This window comes from Mycobacteroides sp. CBMA 271, assembly GCF_009729205.1.
Classification (GTDB): Bacteria; Actinomycetota; Actinomycetes; order Mycobacteriales; family Mycobacteriaceae; genus Mycobacterium.
Window position 1 is genome coordinate 188,565 of record NZ_VTHB01000002.1, and the last position, 21,023, is coordinate 209,587.

At 62.8% G+C, this 21,023-nt stretch carries 20 protein-coding genes; 4 read left to right on the top strand and 16 right to left on the bottom strand.

Annotated elements, in window-relative coordinates; genetic code table 11:
- Window positions 1-17: 17 nt before the first annotated feature.
- The 5 genes from clpB to FZI91_RS06360 all read right to left on the bottom strand — a co-directional run bounded on the left by clpB (window position 18) and on the right by FZI91_RS06360 (window position 5,451).
- Window positions 18-2,564: an ATP-dependent chaperone ClpB gene (gene clpB / locus FZI91_RS06340; RefSeq protein ID WP_162525399.1), complete on the bottom strand. Its 2,547-nt coding sequence runs from the start codon at window positions 2,562-2,564 to the stop codon at window positions 18-20.
- 157 nt (window positions 2,565-2,721) lie between these two features.
- Window positions 2,722-3,636 carry an SRPBCC family protein gene (locus tag FZI91_RS06345; protein ID WP_155938009.1) on the bottom strand — a complete coding sequence of 305 codons (915 nt, stop codon included), beginning with the start codon at window positions 3,634-3,636 and terminating at the stop codon, window positions 2,722-2,724.
- A 39-nt stretch (window positions 3,637-3,675) separates the two neighbouring features.
- Window positions 3,676-4,146: an SRPBCC domain-containing protein gene (locus FZI91_RS06350; RefSeq protein ID WP_155938545.1), complete on the bottom strand. Its 471-nt coding sequence runs from the start codon at window positions 4,144-4,146 to the stop codon at window positions 3,676-3,678.
- A 116-nt stretch (window positions 4,147-4,262) separates the two neighbouring features.
- Window positions 4,263-4,757: an SRPBCC domain-containing protein gene (locus FZI91_RS06355; protein WP_166548236.1), complete on the bottom strand. Its 495-nt coding sequence runs from the start codon at window positions 4,755-4,757 to the stop codon at window positions 4,263-4,265.
- 70 nt (window positions 4,758-4,827) lie between these two features.
- Entirely contained in the window at window positions 4,828-5,451 is a 624-nt protein-coding gene (locus FZI91_RS06360; RefSeq protein WP_155938010.1) for a TetR family transcriptional regulator, read from the bottom strand.
- Between the two features lie 96 nt (window positions 5,452-5,547).
- On the opposite strand from FZI91_RS06360, the gene FZI91_RS06365 reads away from it, so the two are divergent.
- Both FZI91_RS06365 and FZI91_RS06370 read left to right on the top strand, forming a co-directional pair.
- Window positions 5,548-6,579: an ABC transporter permease gene (locus tag FZI91_RS06365; protein WP_239001577.1), complete on the top strand. Its 1,032-nt coding sequence runs from the start codon at window positions 5,548-5,550 to the stop codon at window positions 6,577-6,579.
- 410 nt (window positions 6,580-6,989) lie between these two features.
- Window positions 6,990-8,144 (top strand): FAD-binding oxidoreductase, encoded by a 1,155-nt coding sequence (locus tag FZI91_RS06370; protein WP_162525400.1) that lies wholly within the window; start codon window positions 6,990-6,992, stop codon window positions 8,142-8,144.
- Here the strand turns inward: FZI91_RS06370 and FZI91_RS06375 are convergent.
- From FZI91_RS06375 to FZI91_RS06410, 8 genes are all read right to left on the bottom strand, one after another.
- Entirely contained in the window at window positions 8,141-9,124 is a 984-nt protein-coding gene (locus FZI91_RS06375; protein ID WP_155938012.1) for a hypothetical protein, read from the bottom strand. The two genes, FZI91_RS06370 and FZI91_RS06375, sit on opposite strands and share 4 nt — an antisense overlap.
- A 35-nt stretch (window positions 9,125-9,159) precedes the next feature.
- Window positions 9,160-10,176 carry a hypothetical protein gene (locus FZI91_RS06380; RefSeq protein WP_155938013.1) on the bottom strand — a complete coding sequence of 339 codons (1,017 nt, stop codon included), beginning with the start codon at window positions 10,174-10,176 and terminating at the stop codon, window positions 9,160-9,162.
- Window positions 10,173-11,246, bottom strand: coding sequence for a hypothetical protein (locus FZI91_RS06385; RefSeq protein ID WP_155938014.1), 1,074 nt, complete (start codon window positions 11,244-11,246; stop codon window positions 10,173-10,175). Before FZI91_RS06385 ends, FZI91_RS06380 begins: the two co-directional genes overlap by 4 nt.
- A gap of 59 nt (window positions 11,247-11,305) precedes the next feature.
- Window positions 11,306-11,695, bottom strand: a complete 390-nt coding sequence (locus FZI91_RS06390) for a heat shock protein transcriptional repressor HspR (RefSeq protein WP_155938015.1) — start codon at window positions 11,693-11,695, stop codon at window positions 11,306-11,308.
- Window positions 11,692-12,873, bottom strand: a complete 1,182-nt coding sequence (dnaJ, locus tag FZI91_RS06395) for a molecular chaperone DnaJ (RefSeq protein ID WP_162525401.1) — start codon at window positions 12,871-12,873, stop codon at window positions 11,692-11,694. The genes FZI91_RS06390 and dnaJ overlap by 4 nt, the downstream gene beginning before the upstream one ends.
- 44 nt (window positions 12,874-12,917) lie before the next feature.
- Window positions 12,918-13,628 (bottom strand): nucleotide exchange factor GrpE, encoded by a 711-nt coding sequence (gene grpE / locus FZI91_RS06400; protein WP_162525402.1) that lies wholly within the window; start codon window positions 13,626-13,628, stop codon window positions 12,918-12,920.
- Window positions 13,625-15,502 (bottom strand): molecular chaperone DnaK, encoded by a 1,878-nt coding sequence (gene dnaK, locus FZI91_RS06405; RefSeq protein ID WP_155938016.1) that lies wholly within the window; start codon window positions 15,500-15,502, stop codon window positions 13,625-13,627. Before dnaK ends, grpE begins: the two co-directional genes overlap by 4 nt.
- Window positions 15,503-15,834: 332 nt before the next feature.
- Window positions 15,835-16,488: a hypothetical protein gene (locus FZI91_RS06410; protein WP_155938017.1), complete on the bottom strand. Its 654-nt coding sequence runs from the start codon at window positions 16,486-16,488 to the stop codon at window positions 15,835-15,837.
- Window positions 16,489-16,577: 89 nt separating this feature from the next.
- Here FZI91_RS06410 and FZI91_RS06415 point away from each other — a divergent pair, with 89 nt between their 5' ends.
- The gene (locus FZI91_RS06415; RefSeq protein ID WP_155938018.1) at window positions 16,578-17,294 is read left to right on the top strand and encodes an MBL fold metallo-hydrolase; all 717 of its coding nucleotides are present in this window, start codon (window positions 16,578-16,580) and stop codon (window positions 17,292-17,294) included.
- A gap of 5 nt (window positions 17,295-17,299) precedes the next feature.
- On the opposite strand, the gene FZI91_RS06420 is transcribed toward FZI91_RS06415, so the two are convergent.
- The 3 genes from FZI91_RS06420 to FZI91_RS06430 form a co-directional block, all read right to left on the bottom strand.
- Window positions 17,300-18,166, bottom strand: a complete 867-nt coding sequence (locus FZI91_RS06420; RefSeq protein ID WP_162525403.1) for a cytochrome c biogenesis CcdA family protein — start codon at window positions 18,164-18,166, stop codon at window positions 17,300-17,302.
- A 4-nt stretch (window positions 18,167-18,170) separates the two neighbouring features.
- Complete coding sequence (locus FZI91_RS06425) at window positions 18,171-18,623, bottom strand: redoxin domain-containing protein (RefSeq protein ID WP_155938020.1); 453 nt, start codon at window positions 18,621-18,623, stop codon at window positions 18,171-18,173.
- A gap of 115 nt (window positions 18,624-18,738) precedes the next feature.
- Window positions 18,739-19,950 carry a glycoside hydrolase family 5 protein gene (locus FZI91_RS06430; RefSeq protein WP_243733954.1) on the bottom strand — a complete coding sequence of 404 codons (1,212 nt, stop codon included), beginning with the start codon at window positions 19,948-19,950 and terminating at the stop codon, window positions 18,739-18,741.
- A 135-nt stretch (window positions 19,951-20,085) separates the two neighbouring features.
- Here FZI91_RS06430 and FZI91_RS06435 point away from each other — a divergent pair, with 135 nt between their 5' ends.
- The gene (locus tag FZI91_RS06435) at window positions 20,086-21,021 is read left to right on the top strand and encodes an LLM class F420-dependent oxidoreductase (protein WP_155938021.1); all 936 of its coding nucleotides are present in this window, start codon (window positions 20,086-20,088) and stop codon (window positions 21,019-21,021) included.
- Window positions 21,022-21,023 lie beyond the last annotated feature (2 nt).

The window sequence follows — 21,023 nt, forward strand, 5'->3', positions numbered from 1 at the left end:
GTCACGCTCGGCGCGAATCAGCCCAGGATGAGCGAGTCGCCGTCGGCGCTCACGTTCACCGGAACGACATCGCCATCGTGCACATCACCAGCCAGCAGCTGTCTGGCCAGCTGGTCACCGATGGACTTCTGGACCAAGCGGCGCAGCGGACGGGCTCCGTAGATCGGGTCGAACCCGCGCTGGGCCAGCCACTTCTTGGCTGGCTCGGATACCTCGAGGGAGAGCCGACGCTGCGCCAGCCGCTTCTGCAGCTGTCCTAGCTGGATGTCAACGATATGCACCAACTCCTCGGGGTTGAGCCCCTCGAAGATAAGCACGTCGTCGAGCCGGTTGATGAACTCCGGCTTGAACTTGGCGCGCACCGCCGCCATCACCTGCTCCTCGGAGCCGCCGGCCCCCAGGTTGGAGGTGAGGATCAAGATGGTGTTCCGGAAGTCCACCGTGCGGCCCTGGCCGTCAGTGAGCCGTCCCTCGTCGAGCACCTGCAGCAGCACGTCGAACACGTCCGGGTGCGCCTTTTCGACCTCGTCGAACAGCACCACGGTGTACGGGCGACGTCGCACCGCTTCGGTCAGCTGGCCGCCTTGGTCGTATCCGACGTATCCCGGAGGAGCGCCGACAAGCCTTGCGACCGAATGTTTTTCGCCGTACTCGGACATGTCGATACGCACCATGGCGTGCTCGTCGTCGAACAAGAATTCCGCAAGCGCCTTGGCCAGCTCGGTCTTGCCGACACCGGTGGGTCCCAGGAACAGGAACGAACCGGTGGGCCGGTTCGGGTCGGCGACACCGGCCCGGGTGCGACGCACCGCATCCGATACAGCCTCGACGGCCTTCGTCTGGCCCACGACCCGCGCGCCCAACACGTCTTCCATCCGCAGCAGCTTGGCTGTCTCGCCCTCCATGAGCCGCCCAGTCGGGATGCCGGTCCAGGCCGACACCACATCCGCCACGTCGTCGGGTCCGACCTCTTCCTTGAGCATGACGCTCTCGCGCGCCTGCGCACCCGGAAGTGAGGCCTCCAATTGCTTCTCCAGATCGGGAATCCGCCCGTAGCGCAGCTCCGCGGCCTTACCCAGATCGCCGTCCCGCTCGGCGCGATCGGATTCACCCTTGAGGGTTTCCAACTGCTCCTTGAGATCCCGGACTACGTCGATGGCGTTCTTCTCGTTCTGCCACCGCGCGGTGAGCTCGCTGAGCCGCTCCTTCTTATCGGCCAGTTCCTCGCGCAGCTTCGCCAGTCGCTGCTTTGACGCCTCATCGTTTTCCTTGGTGAGGGCCATTTCTTCGATCTCGAGACGACGAACGACGCGCTCGACCTCGTCGATTTCCACGGGGCGTGAGTCGATTTCCATGCGCAGGCGCGAGGCGGCCTCGTCGACCAGGTCGATGGCCTTATCCGGCAGGAAACGCGAGGTGATGTACCGATCGGACAGCGTCGCGGCGGCCACCAGGGCGGAGTCGGTGATCCGCACCCCATGGTGGATCTCGTAGCGCTCCTTGATGCCACGCAGGATGCCGACGGTGTCCTCCACCGATGGCTCGCCCACCAGCACCTGCTGGAAGCGACGCTCCAACGCGGCGTCCTTCTCGATGTACTTGCGGTACTCGTCGAGGGTCGTGGCGCCGACCAGACGCAGCTCGCCACGCGCCAGCATCGGCTTGATCATGTTGCCGGCGTCCATCGCCGATTCACCGGTCGCACCCGCACCCACGATGGTGTGCAGCTCGTCGATGAACGTAATCAGCTGTCCCGCAGAGTTTTTGATCTCATCCAGGACAGCCTTAAGCCGCTCCTCGAACTCACCGCGGTACTTGGCACCGGCCACCATCGAGCCGAGGTCCAGCGAGACCACTGTCTTGCCGCGCAGGCTCTCGGGCACGTCACCGGCAATGATGCGCTGCGCAAGGCCCTCGACGATGGCAGTTTTGCCGACACCGGGCTCGCCGATCAGCACCGGATTGTTCTTGGTGCGACGGCTCAGTACCTGCACGACGCGGCGGATTTCGGTATCGCGACCGATGACCGGGTCGAGCTTGCCCTCGCGGGCAAGGGCGGTCAGGTCAGTGGAGTACTTCTCCAGCGCCTGGAACGTCGCCTCGGGCTCGGCGCTGGTCACCCGGCCGCTGCCGCGCACCTGGACGAATGCATCGCGCAGCGCCTCCGCGGTGGCTCCATGGTTGACGAGCAGCTTGGCGATATCCGATTCACCGGTGGCCAGGCCGACAAGCAGGTGCTCGGTGGACACGTAATCGTCATTGAGCTCGTTGGCGAGCTGCTGCGCCGTGGTGATCGCGGCGATAGAGTCGCGCGACAGCTGCGGGTTGGCACTGGCGTTGCTGACCTGCGGTAGCCGGTCGGCGATGGCCTGCGCCTCGCCACGCACGGTCGCGGGATCCACACCCACCGCCTGAAGCAACGGCGCAGCGATGCCGTCGGTTTGGCTCAGCAGCGCCACCAACAGGTGGGCGGGGCGGATTTCGGGGTTGCCTGCTGCGGTCGCCGCCTGAAGAGCAGCGGTCAGCGCGGCCTGGGTTTTCGTGGTCGGATTGAACGAGTCCACAACACCTCCGTGGGTTGAGAGAAAAGTTGGTCACTAGTTCTAACGTCAGGAATCTTGAGTCTGTTCCGCTCAACTTTGACGAATTTGACCGACTCCGTCACGGGACCAATCATTCCCGATCGACCGAGCGCTCGGGGCCGAAGCGGGAGAGCGCGACTCAATTGCGGGGGCCGCGCCCCTCAAGCAACTCACCGATCCGAGAAAACACCGGAACGGCCCCTCCGTGCAGAACCGCACGGAGCTGACGATTGAGCTGCGAACGGGGATCGAATCCGCTGAGGGTGAACCACAGTTGCGTTCCGCCATCTTTGGGGCGGAACCGCCACGTGTTGTGCAACACCGTGCGCCCCTCCATGATTGGGATTTCGAAGGTGCACACTATGAGCTCGGGCTCACGTACCTCCAGGAATTCCATCTCGACCTTGCCGGTGAATCCGACGATCGGTATCGGATAGGTGCTGATGGTCAATCGACGACCGGTTTCCACAGAGTGCAGGTCATGTTCGTTCACCACCTCACCGACGAATTCCTTCGAGGTGACAACGCGCCAAACATGTTCGCGCGGGTGCGGATAGAACTCCCCGAGAGTGAACGATGCCGCGTCCTCTGCAGGAGGTTCTTCGGCGGCGGATGACTCCAATACCTCGGAGATCCGAAACGTCACCATGTTCCAAATGTCCCGAACTAAGTCGCGTAGCCGCTCATGGGAAGGCCTGGCCGCATCGAAACCGTTGTGCACCACCAGTAATCGCGTACCGCCCGATTCAGGATGCAGTGTCCACGTGACAAGGAGGTCCCACGCCTTCTCGGGCGTGGTGAACCGGTACGCCATACGTTCGTTGGGCACCAACTCGATGAACTCGCATTCACCGCTACCCGCGAAGCCCACCTCCGGCAGCGGAAAGGTCGCGAGCGTGAACTTCGTGCCGGCCTTGAAGGACTTCGCGTCCTCCCCCGCAGTCCAGTCCGAGACCAAGGTGGCGGACGTTATTGCCTGCCACACCTGCCCGGCCGAATAAGGGTAGAACTGCCCAACCGTTACCGACGTCACGTCATCTTGCGGCACTGTCATACCCCCGGAGTACCGCAGTTCCACGACGAGCGTCGGCGATCACGCGGATACGTCGGTGGCCAAACGTTGCGGCAAGAGATCGGCATGGGCGGGCCCACTATCAATGCATCGCCCGAGTCTGCCCATCGTGCCCGGCCACCCCCGCTCCGAAATCGTTCGATACACCCGCGAGTCGAGATCACTGGGATCAAACCCGACGTGCCGCAGTGTCACCATGGTGCCGCCAGGAACTTCGTGCAGCGTCCAGGTCACCGTCCACACCGTCTGATTCGACGACTTCATATCCCACCAACGGATCGACAGCACCCTGTTCGGAGTTGCCGCGAGCACCTCGCACGAGAGCGCACCTGAGAAGTTGGCCATCGGCAGGGGAAAGGCCTTGAAGCGGAATCGGGTTCCCACCTGCGGCCGAAATCCGACCGGGTCCATTAGCCATTCCTCCATGGCGTCCGGACACGCCATCACGCTCCACACCCGCTCGGGCGAATGCGGATAGAACTGGTCGAACATGATGGCGGTGATGTCGTTCGCGTCGTCGAGCACGGCATTCTCCAGATTCGTGGGGTTATCTTCATACCGCACAAATCTGGGTTACCGCCGTGTTCGGATCTGTTAACCAAGCAAACTCATCCGAATGAGCGCTCGATGTCGCCCTCATCAGCGGGGACAGTCGCTGCCCGATCAATCAACCGTCCGAGCTGTGCCATCGCAGTCGGCCAGAACCGCGCCGACAGGTCAGCCATCCGCCGCAGTGCAGGATCATCGCTGCTAAAGGCAGGCCGGCTCAGCGTCACCATCGTGCCGTTCGGCACCTCGTGCAGATTCCACATGGTTCGCCAAGCGATGGGGACGGGCGACTTCCTATCCCACCAAGCGATGGCCAGCACCTCATTCCGCGTAGCCGCTAGCACCTCGCAGGCGATATCTCCCGAATAATTGGCAATCGGCACCGGAAAATCGACGAGCCGATATCGCGTACCCACCACCGGACGGAAACCGACCTGTTCGACGAACCAGTCGCCCATGACGTCGGGGTCGACCAGCACACCCCACACGCGTGCGGGAGGATGCGGATAGTAGAAATCGGCGACGACATCCGTCGGATCATGCAGATCGTCCAAGGCACATACCCCTCGTCGGTGGTGCCACCTTTCTACTCCGCGAAGCTGGCGATGGCCGCGCCTAAGACCGTTAGCTAGGCAAACCTAGTTCGGAAGCGTCGGCCGTGAGGTACCGATCGACGGTCGGAGCCAGCGCGGCGACCATTTGTTCCCTAGTGAGCGCGACCAGCGGATCGATCTTGAGTGCGTAGCGCAGCAGCGCGGTCCCGACCATCGACGTGGCAGCAAGGGCGAACCGAGTCTGCACCTCGGGACCTCCACCCAGTTCCTCACTCACCGCCGCCAATACGTAATTCAGCATGAACTCGCGGAACGCGCGGTGTGCATCGTCATTGGTAGTCGCCGATTGCAGGATCGCGAGCATGGTGTCGACGGTGCCCGCCTGTTCCCACATCGACAGGTACGCGTTGACAAACCGCTCACCCACCGTGCCCTCGCCATTGCGTATGGCGAGCACCAGTTCACTGGGGTCGATCATCAACCGGATCGACTGACGGAACAGCTCATCCTTCGATCCGAACAGGTACACCACCATTGACGGATCGATGCCGGCCTCGCGGGCGACACCCCGCATGGTCGTCCTTTCGTACCCACGCTCGGCGAATGAGCGCTTCGCCACGTCGAGCACGTGTTCCCGCGACACCGCCTCCCCGCGACGCCTGCCCCGACGAGCGGTATTCGTGCTGGCTGCCATGCTTCACCGTACCAATTTTCCACAAGTGTTGAAAATATCGCCCACCGGATCTACTCTCATCTCATTAATTCAACGCTTAGTGAAATGGAGGCCGCCGTGACCGGCCAACACGAACACCGACCAGGTACTGCCCATCAGGTACCGGACTGGGCCCGGGCCATTGGAGTGGCAGCGCTTCTCACCGTCGCGCTCGGGGTCATATTCATCGCCTTCGCATGGCCGTCGGCGCATTCAGCCCCACGAGATGTGCCGATCGGCATTACCGGCCCCGCAGCCCAGGTCGCCGTGGTCACCGAACGGCTGGACCGGGCATCCCCCGGCGCATTCGCCCTCACCCACTACCCGAGTCAGGCCAAGCTGGAGGAGGCCGCCAAGGGCCGGGTCATCTACGGCGGCTTTGTCCTTTCGCCACCGGCGCCGAGCGTCGTTATCGCCACCGGTGGCAGTCCGGCCGTCGCACAAACTCTTTCGGGAATCGGACAGCAGCTCGGCAAGCAGACCGGATTGAACGTATCTGTCAAAGACCTCGCACCGCTTCCGTCCACGGATCCGCGCGGCGTGGGCCTGGCCGCGGCGGCACTCCCAATGACACTCGGCGGACTACTACCTGCGGCTGCCCTGACCCTACTGTTTCCGGGCCGAACCTGGCTGAAAGCACTTACCGCTACCGGATTTTCGTTCCTCGGGGCGCTCACCATCACCGCCATCCTGGATTGGCTGGGCGCGACCACCGAGAACTTCTGGGGCGTTACGGCGGGGCTGACGCTCGGGATGATGGCGATATCGTTCAGCATCACCGGCCTCGGGGCGATGCTGGGTTTCCCCGGAATCGGGTTGGGTGCCGCAGTGGCGATACTGGTCGGAAACCCACTCTCGGGGTTGACCTCAGCTCCGGAGTTTTTACCCAAAGGCCTTGGCCTGCTTGGCCAATTCCTGCCGCCCGGCGCCAACGGCACGCTGTTGCGGTCGATGGCCTACTTCGACGGAGCCGGTTCGGCCGGGGTGATCCTGATCCTGTGCTGTTGGGTGGGTTTCGGTGCGGCGATGCTGGCGCTCGACGGGGTCAGGCAGCGCGCGGCCCTGCGGAGTGGGGCGGCGGAACGCGACCCGGTTGGAGCGAACGCGTAGCTGCCAATTCACAGATCCGTCGCTCAGGGCCTCAATAGCCACGGAACGCGTCTTTCCAGCGCCTCGATCGCTTCCACCCGCTGCAAAAAGGTCGCGAGCTGCTCGGCGCTCCGCGACTCGAGGCCACAAACGCCGCGCCGGCCGCCGGGTTCGGACCTTCGATGTCGACACGGATGTCGTGACGCCCTATGCCGCGATATTGATCGACGGCAAACCACAGCGAAATGCATTGCACTAATCCTGTAGTCGCAAAAGGATGTCCCGACGCGGTCACCCAGCACACGGATATCCCGTCGACGGTGTGTCCTCACCCAATGTGACATCACGCAGTCCCAGACGGACCGGAGACTTCCCTTCTAGACTGGCGACTCGGTGGGCAGCACCCCGGAAAGGTAAGGCAACGGACGCTCGTGGGGCTTGAGGACATCGAAGCGCTGCGCGATTTGGCCGGCGGGGTGGAGCTATCGGGAGACAGGCTCGTCAGGAGTTTCTATAGCCGCTGGTTCGTCATCGACACCACGGTCGGCGACCTGTTCCCTCCCGACATGTCCGCACAGCGCGGACATTTCCGGCAGGCACTGCAGTACGTGCTCTGGGAAATGGCGGCCTACCGCACCGACGGTCTGGTGAACTTTCTGGCCCAGTTGGGGCGCGATCACCGAAAGTTCGGCGCGACCGACGGGCAGTACGACAGCATGCGCCAGGCGCTACTCGATACCACGCGGGAGACGCTGCAACCGATCTGGGACGAGCGGATGGAGGCCACCGCGACCGAGGTCTACACGGTGATGGTCGAGGTGATGCGCAGTGCCGCCGCCTCCGACAGCGGCCAGCCCTGGTGGGACGGGAAGGTCATCGAATACCACCGCACATCACGGGATCTCGCATTGATCCGACTCAAACTCAACGCGCCCATGGACTACCACTGCGGTCAGTATGTTCACGTCCAGGTGCCGCAGAGCCCCCGGAATTGGCGCTATCTCAGCCTGGCGATTCCACCGGATCCCGAGGGCTACATCGAGTTTCACGTCAAGGCAGTACCCGGCGGACTCGTCAGCGGCGATATGGTCAACGGAACCAAAGTGGGCGACACCTGGCGGATATCGCCTCCACTCGGCGCACTGTCGGTGAACCGCGATGGCGGAGATATCCTGATGGTCGCGGGCAGCACCGGAATCGCACCGCTGCGATGCCTCATCATGGAGCTGTCCCAATGGGCCGAAAACCCAAGGGTTCACCTATTTTACGGGGCGCGCTATCCGCAGGAGCTCTACGATCTGTGGACGCTCTGGCATATCGCATCGACGAATCCATGGCTGTCGGTTACACCGGTCACCGAATACGCCCGAAATCCGGACTGGGCCGACGAGTATCACGATCCGACACCGCCCCGGGGCCTGCATGTGCGCCAGACGGGGCTGCTGTCCGAAGTAGTGACGGCCTACGGCGGCTGGGGTGATCGTCAGATCCTGCTCGGAGGATCATCGGCAATGATCAAGGCCACCACGGAGGCGTTGATCTCCAAGGGAGCCGATCCGTCCAGTATCCAGCACGATCCGCTTTAGCGCTGCTGGTACAGGCTTACGGCCTTCTCGGTCATCGTCCGCACCTCGGAACATCCACCGTCGACCTTGGGTCCCTCAACCTCAACGGTGGCCACGAACTGTCTTCTACTTGTCTCGTCGACGCCGCTGACGGGCGCTTTGTTGCCTACGAAAGCCAAGTAATTGCAATCTGTTTCGTATTCCTTCGTCTTCACCTGCACGCCTTCGATCTGGATGTACCCCGGCTTGATCAGCTTCGGTTGAGGAGCCTGCAGGATCGATGTGTACCGCACAGAAACTCGACGGACGTTGTTGGGAACGGTATTGCCCGGGTCCTCGAAATAGCAGTCGAATGGGTTGCCCCAGCCTTTGATTTCCACCGGCCTGTCACCGAGGGCATCGATAGGTCCGCATGGATCCAATGATCCAAAGTTGTCGGCAGGTACCCTTTTCGAATCCTTCCGAAGTGCGCGCGATCCATTACGTGAAACAGCCCGGCGCGCAATACCTTCTGCCACGCTGCACAGGGACGGAACATCCCTGGGCGCCGCATAGTCCTGAGATACATTCACTTTGAAGACATCCGGCCTGCCATTGGGGTAGATGAACCCCGTGTTCGCCGTGTACCAGCAGTCGGAGTCACCCGGCTTACTGCCCTCCACGCTGTCGCGGCCGGCGTCGCGAAGGCCCAGCCAGATCTTCGCGACACCTGGCTGCCCCTTGGGCACATCGAACCGGACGTCGCAGGTGGTGGCTTCGGTCGTCTGGGCGCCAATAAAGGTGACCTTACCGAGGCGAGACACCTCGGTTGGATCCAGGAATCCACACGGATCCAGCAGCCGAATTTCGTCGTAATGTGCCAGCGCGGCCTGTATCTCTGGGCGCTGGCGGTCACGGTAGAGGCTTCGGGGCTGAGGTGCTCTAGCCGTGGCGCTGCCGGCGGAGGACGGACCGGCATCGTTGTCGCCGCCGGTATCACATCCGCATAGGACAAGAGTCATGGTCAATACCATTGTCCCCCATAGTGATCGCCCCGTCATGGCGCCTCCTGATACATCCGTATGGCCGCCTCGACCGCCTTCATGATCCTTGGGCAACCAATCTGCTCGTCGTGCCCATCGGTGGCGAACATCTCAACCCATTGCGGCAGCGCACTCGTCTCGTCATGTCCAGTAATCGGATTCTCCAGCCCGACGTACGACTCCACCCTGCAATATCTGCCGGACCCACGGGGGCTTGGGTCATCCTTGAAATGGGTCAGCGCGCCGCGAATTCGGGTGTACTCGGGCCCTTCGGTCGCAGGATGGGGTGCATCCTCCAGTTCCGTCAGCCACCACCTGATACCGAGCCGGGTCTCGTCGAGTCGATCCCCTTTGTCCTTGAAATCGCAGTCGAACGGCGCCGACCTGGTGATGAGCTGGATGTCGCGACCGGGCGCGACCGCGTCAATGACATCGCAGGGATCCAGTCGAACGAGTTTGGACGGTGGCAGCCGCTTGGAGTCCGTGCGTAGCGCAGGGCGGCGCACCAGATCTCGTGACGCATCCACGACCGGCTGCAGCTCACCGCATCCGTTCCGCGTCCCTCCGGTGATCCAGATCGTGTACACAACGAGTTCATCCCCATACCCGGCCGGCAATCCTATGGAACACTCACCGCCTGACGGATTTTGAACGTTGGCCCTTCCCGTTTTGCGGTCACCGACAGCGACTCGAGAGACAAAGCCTGGAACGGGTTCCATGACACCGACATCGTGCATGGGCACGTCGAAATCGATACTGCATATCTGGGGTGCGCGATTCGCCCCCACGTACCTGACCTTGCCGAGCGCGCCGGCCGCATCGACGTTGATCATGGAGCACGGGTCGACCGCGCGGATCTGCGCGGCGCGATCTCGGTCCGCCCGATCGTTCCAGTCCAATTTTTCGCGATAGGACGGTGGACGCGGGCCTGTCGAGGCCGCCGAGGTGCCCGCGGAAAGTGCCTCACCATCCGTGGACTGCGTACATCCGGTGAGCAGCAATAGAACTCCCAGGCAGGCCACAATTCTCACTTGGCCTCCTTGTAGAGACGCACAACCTCCGTTGCCGCAGTAACGATCGATTGACAGCCCGGGTCCGTATCCTCGCCGCCCACCATGACGGCAGGCACCCAGGGCTTCTTACTCATGGGGTCCGAGCCGGTGACCGGGTGATCCGGATCCAAGTAGGCGATGACGCGACAGTCTGAGCCGAGATCTGCCGGCATCCCCAGAACCTCGACATACTTGCTCGTAGAGCTACGGCCACTCTTGGCGTAGGCGAGCGCCCGGCGGACGATATCCGGCTCCTCAAACATGAGGGTGACCGATCGTTTTGTCGCGCTTCCGGTGGTGCCCTCAGTACGAAACACACAGCCGAACGGACTGATGGGCCCCGTGACTTCGAGCTTCTGATCACGGCTAAGCACATCGACGACGGCGCACGGATCGATGGTCATCAACTTGGATTGGGCGATCCTCCGCGACTCGGAACGCGTAGTCGGGTGTGCCGTAAGGGAGCGCGATGCGTTGACTACCGACTCCAAATCTTGACACCGAGGCGGCTGATCCTTGGTGCCGCTTGGACCGCTACTCACGGTGAGCGAGTAGGAAATCGTCTCCTTGCCCTCGGCATCCTCGTATCCGGTGAACAGCCCCATGAAGCACATGCTGCCGATGTTGTGGGGAGTCTCGCCGCTATCTCGGTCCGGATACCGCTGGCCGCCGTTCAGTTGATGGGGCAGTCCCGGAACCTCCGAGTAGCTATCGAACGCATCACCCGAAGGTTGTTTGGGTACTTCGTATTCCACTTCACAATTGATCGGCCTGGTATCGGTACCGACGCTTGCGATCGTGGCAAGTCTGCCCGCAGCTTCCAGGTCGATCAGGGAGCAGGGATCGATCTTCTGAATCTCGCGGGCGTGATCCACCTGCTTGCGCAGCTCGGGGCTCAGCTTGTCGCGGTAGGACGGTGGCTGCGACGCAGTCGATGTCGGGGCGGCACCGGATCCGTCGCCCTTCACCGCCCGACCCTCGACGGTTCCCGAACAACCGCTCACCACCAGCATCGCGATGGCCAGCGTCCCTAGAAATTGCGCCCCCACGGCTCCCCCAATCGTCGCTCACTGGGAGCCTACCGCGCTATGCGGTCACGATCATCGGTTCAGCGTTGCTGGCGGGGCTGCCAGACGACCACGGCGGTGCTCTTGGGGATGATCGCGACCTCGCGCCCTGATGTCGCAGCGCGCAGCTGCGCTACCTCGGCCGCAAGTTCGGACACCTTGGCCTGCAGTGCCTCGACCTGGTTGGATAGTTCGATAACCCGTTTGATGCCAGCAAGATTGACGCCCTCGTCCTGCGACAGCCGCTGCACCTCGCGCAGCAGCTCCACATCGCGCTGCGAGTAACGCCGCCCGCCGCCACTGGTGCGTTCGGGGATGACCAGCCCGAGCCGGTCATAGGTACGCAGAGTCTGCGCATGCATCCCGGCCAGCTCGGCGGCCACAGAGATCAGGAAGGTGCGAGCCCCCCGCTCCGGCTGACGCCGCGTCATCGCGCACCCGCCCAGCCGGCCCGCGGATCGAATCCGCTCGCCTTCTCCGCCACCTGGTAACGCTGCAATGCCTCCAGCGCACTGTCTTCCAGCTTTGACGGCACTGAAACCTTGACGGTGACCAGCAGATCGCCATTGCCGCCCGACCGCTTCGGGATGCCACGCCCGCGCACCCGCAGGATGCGTCCGTCGGAGGTACCCGCGGGCACCTTAACTCCGACCCGGCCCTCCAGAGTGGGCACGGAAACCGTGGCGCCCAAGGCTAATTCGGTGAAGCTAACCGGAACGGTGAGAGTCAGATTATCGCCGTCGCGGGTGAACACGTTGTCGGGCCGCACATGAACGGTGACATACAGATCTCCTGACGGAGCGCCGCGCAGGCCCGCCTCGCCCTGTCCTGCCAACCGAATACGCTGTCCGTCGTCGACTCCCGACGGGATCCGCACGGTGATGGTGCGGGTCCGGGTGGTGACCCCGGAGCCCTGGCAGTCGGTGCAGGGGTTTTCGATGATCGAGCCCGTGCCGCGGCAATCGGCGCACGGTTCGGAGAACCCGAACGCGCCCTGATTGCGGTTGATGACACCGCTGCCGTTGCACGAGCCGCAGACCTTCGGGCTGGTGCCCGGTCGAGCGCCGCTGCCGTGGCAGGTGGTGCACGGTGCCGGGCTGGTAAGGCGCAGCGGAACCGATACGCCCTTACACGCCTCAACGAAGTCGAGCTGCGTTTCGGTCTCCAGATCGTTTCCACGACGCGGTCTGCTGGCACGCGGCTGCGCGCGCTGTCCAAACAGGCCGCCGAAGAGATCGCCGATACCGCCTCCGCCGGAGGTGTCGGCGTTACCGAACAAGTCATTCAGGTTGAACTCGGCGCTGTTACCGCCACTGAATCCCCCACCGCCACCGAATCCGTTGTCGCCGAAGCGACGTCCGAATCCGCCACCGGCGAAGAGTCTGCGAGTCTCGTCATACTCCTTGCGCTTGGCCGGATCCGAGAGCACATCCTTGGCCTCGCTGATGACCTTGTACCGGTCCTCGGCAGCCTGGTTGCCCGGGTTACGGTCCGGATGATTCTCGGCCAGCAGCTTGCGCGCGGCCTTCTTGATTTCATCCTGGGTAGCGGTGGAGGCGATGCCGAGCTCCTTGTAGAAGTCCTTCTCGACCCATTCACGTTGCGTCACCCGACATCACCTCCTTCGCGTCCATCGGTGCTGATATGCAGTTCTTACTCTGATTCTGTCTTGGATTCCGTTTCGGCGCCCGCGCTTTCGGGCACCTGCTGCGCTGTATCGCCGCTTTCTGGCTTCGCATCCCCATCAGTGACGACCACCATCGCGGTCCGGAGTACCCGATCGCCCATCTTGTAACCCTTGCGCAGCACCGCAGCCAGCACGGGATGGCCGTCCTGGCCATCATGCTGGACCGCCTCGTGCAGCGAGGGATCGAAGTCGTCACCCTCCGCGCCGAATGTCGCCAACCCCAGCCCTTCCAGGGCGGTGGCCAGCTTGTCCGAAACACTGCGCAGCGGACCCGATTCCAGGTCGCCGTGCTCCCGAGCGCGATCGAGGTCGTCGAGCACGCCCAACAGCTGGGCCACCACTGATGCCTTGGCCGAATCGATGACAGCCTGTCGGTCCCGTTCCACCCGCTTGCGGTAGTTGGCGAAGTCGGCATGCGCACGCTGCAGGTCGGCCGTCAGTTCGGCCACCTTGGCATCCGCATCCGAATCGCCCGTGGAGGCCGCGGCCGCAGAGTCGGATGTCGCCGACTCTGCGGGCCCGGGTGCCGAAGCACCCGGTTCCGCTGCGGCAGCCTTCTTTTCGGCCGCCCTCGCCTCTTCACGCACCGCGCCAGTGTCGGGGTCGATCCGGCGCTTATCGGTGACTGTCACCGGTTCGCGTTCTTCTTCCCGATCTAGCCCACCTGGCGGGGTCACTTGTGGTCCTTCTCCTCGTCAACGACCTCGGCATCCACGACATCACTATCGGCTCCGGACGCACCGCCGGCGCTACCATCGGCTCCTGCTCCCTCGGCCTGAGCCTTGGCGGCAGCGGCCTCGTAAATGGCCTGACCCAGCGCCTGCGACTGCTCGCCGAGCTTCTCCATGGCTTCCTTGATGGCGCCGATATCGGTGCCTTCCAGGGCCTTCTTTGCCTCGCCGATGGCGTCGTCCACCTTGGAGAGCGTCTCGTCGTCGACAACCTTCTCGGTGCCCTCAGCGGGCTCGCGCTGCTCCTTGACGAACTTCTCCGTCTGGTAGACCAGCGATTCGGCCTGGTTGCGGACGTCCGCCTCGTCGCGACGCTTCTTGTCCTCCTCGGCGTGCGCCTCAGCATCCTTGATCATCCGGTCGATCTCTTCCTTGGACAGGCCTGAGCCTTCCTGGATCTTGATCGTGTTTTCCTTGCCGGTGCCCTTGTCCTTGGCGGTCACGTGCACGATGCCGTTGGCATCGATATCGAAGGTGACCTCGATCTGCGGCACACCGCGCGGGGCCGGCGGAATACCGGTCAGCTCGAAGGAGCCCAGGAGCTTGTTGTGCGAAGCGATTTCGCGCTCACCCTGGTACACCTGGATCTGCACCGACGGCTGATTGTCGTCCGCCGTGGTGAAGGTCTCCGAGCGCTTGGTGGGGATGGTGGTGTTGCGTTCGATGAGCTTGGTCATCACACCGCCCTTGGTCTCGATACCGAGGGACAGCGGGGTGACGTCAAGCAGCAGAACGTCTTTCACCTCACCCTTGAGCACACCGGCCTGCAGAGCAGCACCCACGGCAACAACCTCATCGGGGTTGACGCCCTTGTTGGGCTCCTTGCCGCCGGTCATCTCCTTGACCAGATCGGTCACCGCGGGCATGCGGGTGGAACCACCCACCAGCACCACGTGATCGATATCGGCCACCGATACGCCGGCATCCTTGATCACCGACTGGAACGGCTTGCGGGTACGGTCCAGCAGATCCTGAGTGATCTTCTGGAATTCCGCACGCGTCAGCTGCTCGTCGAGGAACAGCGGGTTCTTATCGGCGTCAACCGTGATGTACGGCAGGTTGATCGAGGTGGACTGGCCCGAGCTCAGTTCAATCTTCGCCTTCTCGGCAGCCTCACGCAGACGCTGCATGGCCATCTTGTCCTTGGTCAGGTCGATACCGGCGCTGGCCTTGAACTTGTCGACGAGCCAGGTCACGATGCGCTCGTCCCAGTCGTCACCACCGAGGTGGTTGTCACCGGAGGTCGCACGGACCTCGACGACGCCGTCGCCAATCTCCAGTAGCGACACATCGAAGGTGCCACCACCGAGGTCGAAGACCAGGATGGTCTGTTCCTTCTCACCCTTGTCCAGGCCGTAGGCCAGTGCGGCCGCGGTCGGCTCATTGACGATGCGCAGCACGTTAAGGCCGGCGATCTGGCCGGCTTCCTTGGTGGCCTGCCGCTGGGCGTCGTTGAAGTACGCCGGCACGGTAATGACGGCATCAACGATGTCCTCGCCCAGGTACGCCTCGGCATCACGCTTCAACTTCTGCAGTGTGCGGGCGCTGATTTCCTGGGGGTTGTAGTTCTTTCCGTCGATCTCGACCGACCAATCGGTGCCCATATGACGCTTGACCGAACGGATGGTCCGGTCGACGTTGGTCACCGCCTGGTTCTTAGCGGGCTGCCCGACCAGCACCTCACCGTTGCGCGCGAACGCAACGACGGACGGGGTGGTGCGAGAGCCTTCCGAGTTCGCGACAACTACCGGGTCGCCGCCTTCAAGGACGGCGACAACGGAGTTTGTGGTCCCGAGGTCGATTCCGACCGCACGAGCCATAGTTCATTCCTCCTGTTGTATTGCTGATCTGCCTATCGAGAGCTTCAGTGAGATCCGCTCAAGTTTGCCTCGGCGGGATCATTCCGTCAAGCCAGAATTGAGTCTGACTCACTCAAGTTTGACACTCTGCACAACGGGCGACCATCGAGCTTTGTTCCCGAGGCCCGGAACCACCCCAGCGAGAAGACATCGTCGCAGGTCAGCGCCCAGCCGCTGGTCCTGCGTCGGGAATCGATCCGTCTACTCGCCGTTCTCGATCACCAGCGGGACGGGGCGGCAGGGGTGGTGTAAACCACAGACGACCGCGATCATGGCCATCGAACGCCAGGCGTCTACTTCGTGCAGTTCTTCCATTCGCCACCCTCGAAAAGGAATCCGACCGGGGAAACCTTGGGAACCGGTTCCTCGTTGTCGTACGTGGTGATCTTCCGCAGGTCACCGGTCGCGGTATCCCCGGTGACCTTGATGTTGTCAATGGACATTGCCTCGATGGAGGTGATCTCGGCCATCACCTTGCGGTTCGCGATATCGAACGCGGCCTGGTCTTGGCGATGCCAAGCGTCTACCACCTGCCGGGCGGTCTCGATCGACAGCTTGGGGTGCCGTTGCACCAGCTCACCCGGCATCTTCGCGACGATTTCGGGGTTCTTGGCTTCCTCGGGAGTGCCGAGATCTGACATCGGGGCCAGCGTCTCGAGCATGTTCTTTCGCGTGGCCTCTTTCTCCTGCACGCAGTTCATCGCGACGAGCGCGTCGATGTCGTAATCCTCGAGCACCTGGCGTCTGCGCTCGACGAGCTTGCGAATCGCCGCTTCATCGGAGGCAACGGTGCGTGCCGACGCGGCTGCCGCCCCAGAAGTCGGCGAACCAACGGGTGAAATGCGGTGCAGCGGCTCGCTCCCCCGATCACACCCGGAAGCGGCAACGGCCACCGTCGCGGCCAACACCGAGATGAGCGCCGTCTTCACGCAGGTCTTCGACGTCATTGAGATCCCCTCCCGGCCGGTCGACCAAACAAGGCTAACACCTCGCGAATTCCCTAGCGCCGCAGCGCGCATGGGCGGAGACTGACACCATGGACACCACCGTCGACGAGATCGCGGATGGCATCTTCCGGTTCTCGACCTGGATCCCGGACATCACCGAACACGGCTTCACCTTCAATCAGTTTCTCCTCACCGGCGAGCAGCCGTTCCTGTTTCATACCGGCCAGAGATTCCTATACGCCAATGTGTCCCAAGCGGTTTCACGTGTCATTCCGCCGGATTCGCTGCGCTGGATTTCCTTCGGCCATGTCGAGGCCGACGAATGCGGCTCGGTGAACCAGTTCCTTGCCAACGCCCCACATGCCGAAGTGATCCACAGCCCGTTGGCATGCATGCTTTCACTCAATGACATGTGCGACCGGGCGCCCGTCGCGGTGGGTGAGAAAGCGCACGACATCGGCGGGCACCGTCTGCGATTCCTAGCCACCCCGCATATCCCCCACAACTGGGAGGCAGGGCTCTGGTTCGACGAGACCACCGCGACACTGTTCTGCGGAGACCTGTTCACCCACACCGGACAATGCCCGGCACTCACCGAATCCGATTGCGTAGCACCGGCCTTAGCCGCCGAGGGGCTCTTCCACGCGACGGGCATGACGACCACACTCGCGCCGACACTCGATCAGCTGGCCGCCCTCGAACCCACCACATTGGCCATCATGCACGGATCGTCATACGTGGGTGACGGAGCCGCACAGCTACAGGCACTCCGGGAGGGATACCTCGAGCTCGCCGCGCAGACGTAGATCATTCAGTCGGTGTCGCGTCGGCCAGAACGCCGGACGGCATACGAACTCGATACCGCGACAATGACAATCAGCGTGATGCCGCCTACCAGCGGCCATACCCCGGTGGCGTCCACCATGTTCACCAACCAGTTCTGCACCTTGCTCGCGGCGTTGATCACCGGATCGTCGGCAGTCCCGTCACCGAAGTTCATCCGTATCTCATAGTAGCCGTAATAGGTGACGTACAGACCGGTCAGCAGCACGATGACCCCGGCGATGCGGCCCACATACGGGAGGACCTTGCGCATGCTCGCCTGCACCGAATTCCCCAGCAGCGCAACGGCCAATGCCGCCACACCCACGGTGACTGCCATACCCGCCCCGTAGGCGATGAACGCAAGCACCCCCGACACGATGGAGCCCTGCTTGAAGGTGGTGCTGATAACCGCCAGGAACGGCCCGACCGTGCAGGACAGCGATGCCACCGCATAGGTGAGCCCGTACCCGTACATCGAGAGCAGTGAGGACGTCGGCGTCCCACCGGAGACCCGCGGCAGCATGACGGTGAGTTCACGCCCGGATAGCAGCCAGATGGACAGCGCCACAAGCGCGATACCAATCACCACCGTGGCGAATGGCATGTACCTTCCGGCCGAGGCGACCACCGGCGAGATGACAAGCCCGAAGATGCCGAACACCGTCAGGAACCCGGCGGCCATCGCTACGGTGGCGGTCGCTGCCCGCGTCACCGCAGTCAACCTTGAGGTCGTGCCATCGCTGCCGGCGATCACCAGCCCGAGATAACCAGGGAGAAAAGCGAAGCCACAGGGGTTGAGCGCGGCGACCAGCCCCGCTCCCAACGCGAAAGTAAGTGCCGCGGTGTCAATCACGTCGTCAGCGCAGCTGCCCGATTTTCTTCTCAATCTCGGGACCCGAGAGCGGACTCTTGATCACCTCGGCCTTGCCCTCCGATCCCAAAAACGCGAAGGCCGGCTGACGGGTGACGTCATACAGTGCCCACACCTTCGCGTCGGTATCTGCCAGCTGCGTGAAGGTGAGGCCGTATTTGGTCACGAAGCCGCGCATGGCGGGCACCTGGTCCTGGGCGGCCACACCAATAAACGTCACGTCCGGATGCGCGGTAGCCGCCTTCTGCAGATCGGGAGCTTCCTTCTGGCAGGTTGGGCACCACGGCGCCCAGAACCACAGCACCGCCTTCTTTCCAGCCAGGCTGCTGCCCGCGAAGTCGGCTCCGTCAATGGTCTTCGCGGTGAAGTTCAGCAGTGTTGACGTGTCGTTCTTGTCCGCCCCGGAACAACCGGCCAAAGCCAGTGTCAATACCGCCATGACCGAAACCGCAACGCGTGATAACACTTTCCCTCGTTTCGCCGCATACCCATCAATTCGCGCACATCCTGTCCACCCACGGTAACCGGGTGCGCAAGTCGCCCGCGTCCGGCCACTACGGCTTGGACAGGTGGCCCGGCTTTTCGATGATCGTGGCCTGCGGTCGCTTCATGGATATTCCGGACGCGGGGTACCACGGCGGTCCGCCCGGCGCGTCATACGCCAAGAGCGGCTGACGGTCCGCGGTATTGACGCCGAAATAGGTGACATCGAGACCGTAGTAGTCGGCTTTCCAATACCAGTCGTCGGCCAACGTGTTCCATCCCGCCGCGCTGGCCGGCGTCTGGTTGTAGTCGCCGTACCAACCGACCTCGCCGATGGAACATTTCAGATTGTGCGCGTTGCACCAGTTACCAAAATTGTCGAGCCTCCAGAGGAATCCCCAGGTGTAGCCGCGATCGGCGAAGATGCTGCCCTTCGGCACCTCATAGTTGGGATCGAGCTTCTCCGGGTTGTACGGCTCGCCGTTCGTGCTGTCGAGCACCGGGTACATGTGTTGGGAGTAGACGATCTTGTTCAGCGGATCGTTGACCCAGCCGCCCGCGGGATCCGTATCGTCGAAGTCGAAAAACCAATAGCAGCACAAAGGTTCGACCCAGATGGTCGTGCTGTCGCCGTTGTCGCGAATGGCCTTGACGACCTGATTGACATGCGTCTTGTAGGTTTCATAGGGCTGATTTCCGGGCACACGCACGTTGGCGCGGGTCGGATGATCAAAGCGCACCGGCTCGTTGAACAGGTCGTAGGCGTAAACCGCCGGCTCATCCTTGAATGCGGTGGACAACTTGCGCCACACATCGTTGGTGATCGCGGTGGTAAGGCCCGCACCGCACACCAACGTCGTGGTAGTGCCGGGTTTCGTCCACTCACAGCCGTTATGCAGGTCGATGACGACCCGCATGCCGGCCGCCTTGATTTTTGCCACCTCGGCCCGGATCACGGTCATGTAGGGCTCAAAGAACTCGAGATTGCCCTCGGCAATGCCCGGCTGCAGATAATCCCAACTGATATTGAGACGAATCAGCTTGTGCCCATAGCTCGCCAGCTTGGTATACGTCGACTGGGGCTCGCCATATCCCGCCAGTTCCGGGTGGTCTTTGATCGTCACCGCTTGTGTCATCAGGGTGACGATGTTGACGCCGCGTTGCCCGTACCCCACAGGGACGGTGGCGCGCGCTTGCCCAGGTGGAGTGACGCACATCAACGACGCCACCAACACGACGGTCGCCACCGCAGACCCCAGCCGTCTGCAGATACTCGACATCATGACTACCTCTGTGATGGGCGGCCAATATGTAGCACCGCGTACCCAAACCTGTTTGATCGAGTGTAGATTCCGACGTCACTCTGGTGAAATCGACCGGAAACGGGCACACGGATAGCCCTACGTACGCTGGCAGTCATGGACTTCCGGGTATTCGTTGAACCGCAGCAAGGCGCCACCTACTCCGACCAGCTCCGGGTGGCACAGGCTGCCGAAGGACTCGGATTCTCTGCCTTCTTCAGGTCCGATCACTACCTGGCGATGGGCGGCGCCGACGGACTGCCCGGACCCACCGACGCGTGGGTGACGCTCGGGGCCCTCGCCCGGGAGACCACCGCCATTCGGCTGGGCACCCTGGTCACCTCGGCCACGTTCCGCCATCCCGGACCGCTCGCGATCACCGTTGCCCAGGTCGACGAGATGAGCAGCGGGCGAGTTGATTTCGGGCTGGGCGCGGGGTGGTTCAACGAGGAGCACGAGGCGTACGCGATTCCATTCCCGTCGCTTGGTGAACGGTTTGACCGGCTCGAAGAGCAGCTCGACATCCTCACCGGCCTATGGACCACCCCCACCGGCGATACCTTCTCGTACACCGGCACGCATTACACGGTGACCGATTCACCCGGGCTGCCCAAACCCGTACAGGAACCGCATCCCCCGATCGTCATCGGCGGTCTCGGGGTCAAACGCACCCCGGCACTCGCGGCGCGGTACGCCGCCGAGTTCAATCTGCCGTTCCAGCCCGTCGACATCATCACCGACCGGTATGCGCGAGTGGCGCAAGCGGTGGAAGCCGCTGGACGGCCTGCAGATTCGATGATCTACTCGGCCGCCTTCGCGGTGTGTGTCGGTGATACGGATGCCGATATCGCACGCCGGGCAGCGAACGCCCGCCGGGACGTGGACGAGATCACCGAGAACAGCCCGCTCGCAGGCACTCCGGATGCCGTGGTGGAGAAGCTGCGCGTCTATCTCGATGCCGGTGTTCAGCGGGTCTATGTCCAGTTACTTGATATGCGCGATCTGGATCAATTGGAGTTCTTCGCCTCGACCGTAATCCCCCAGTTCGTCTGACG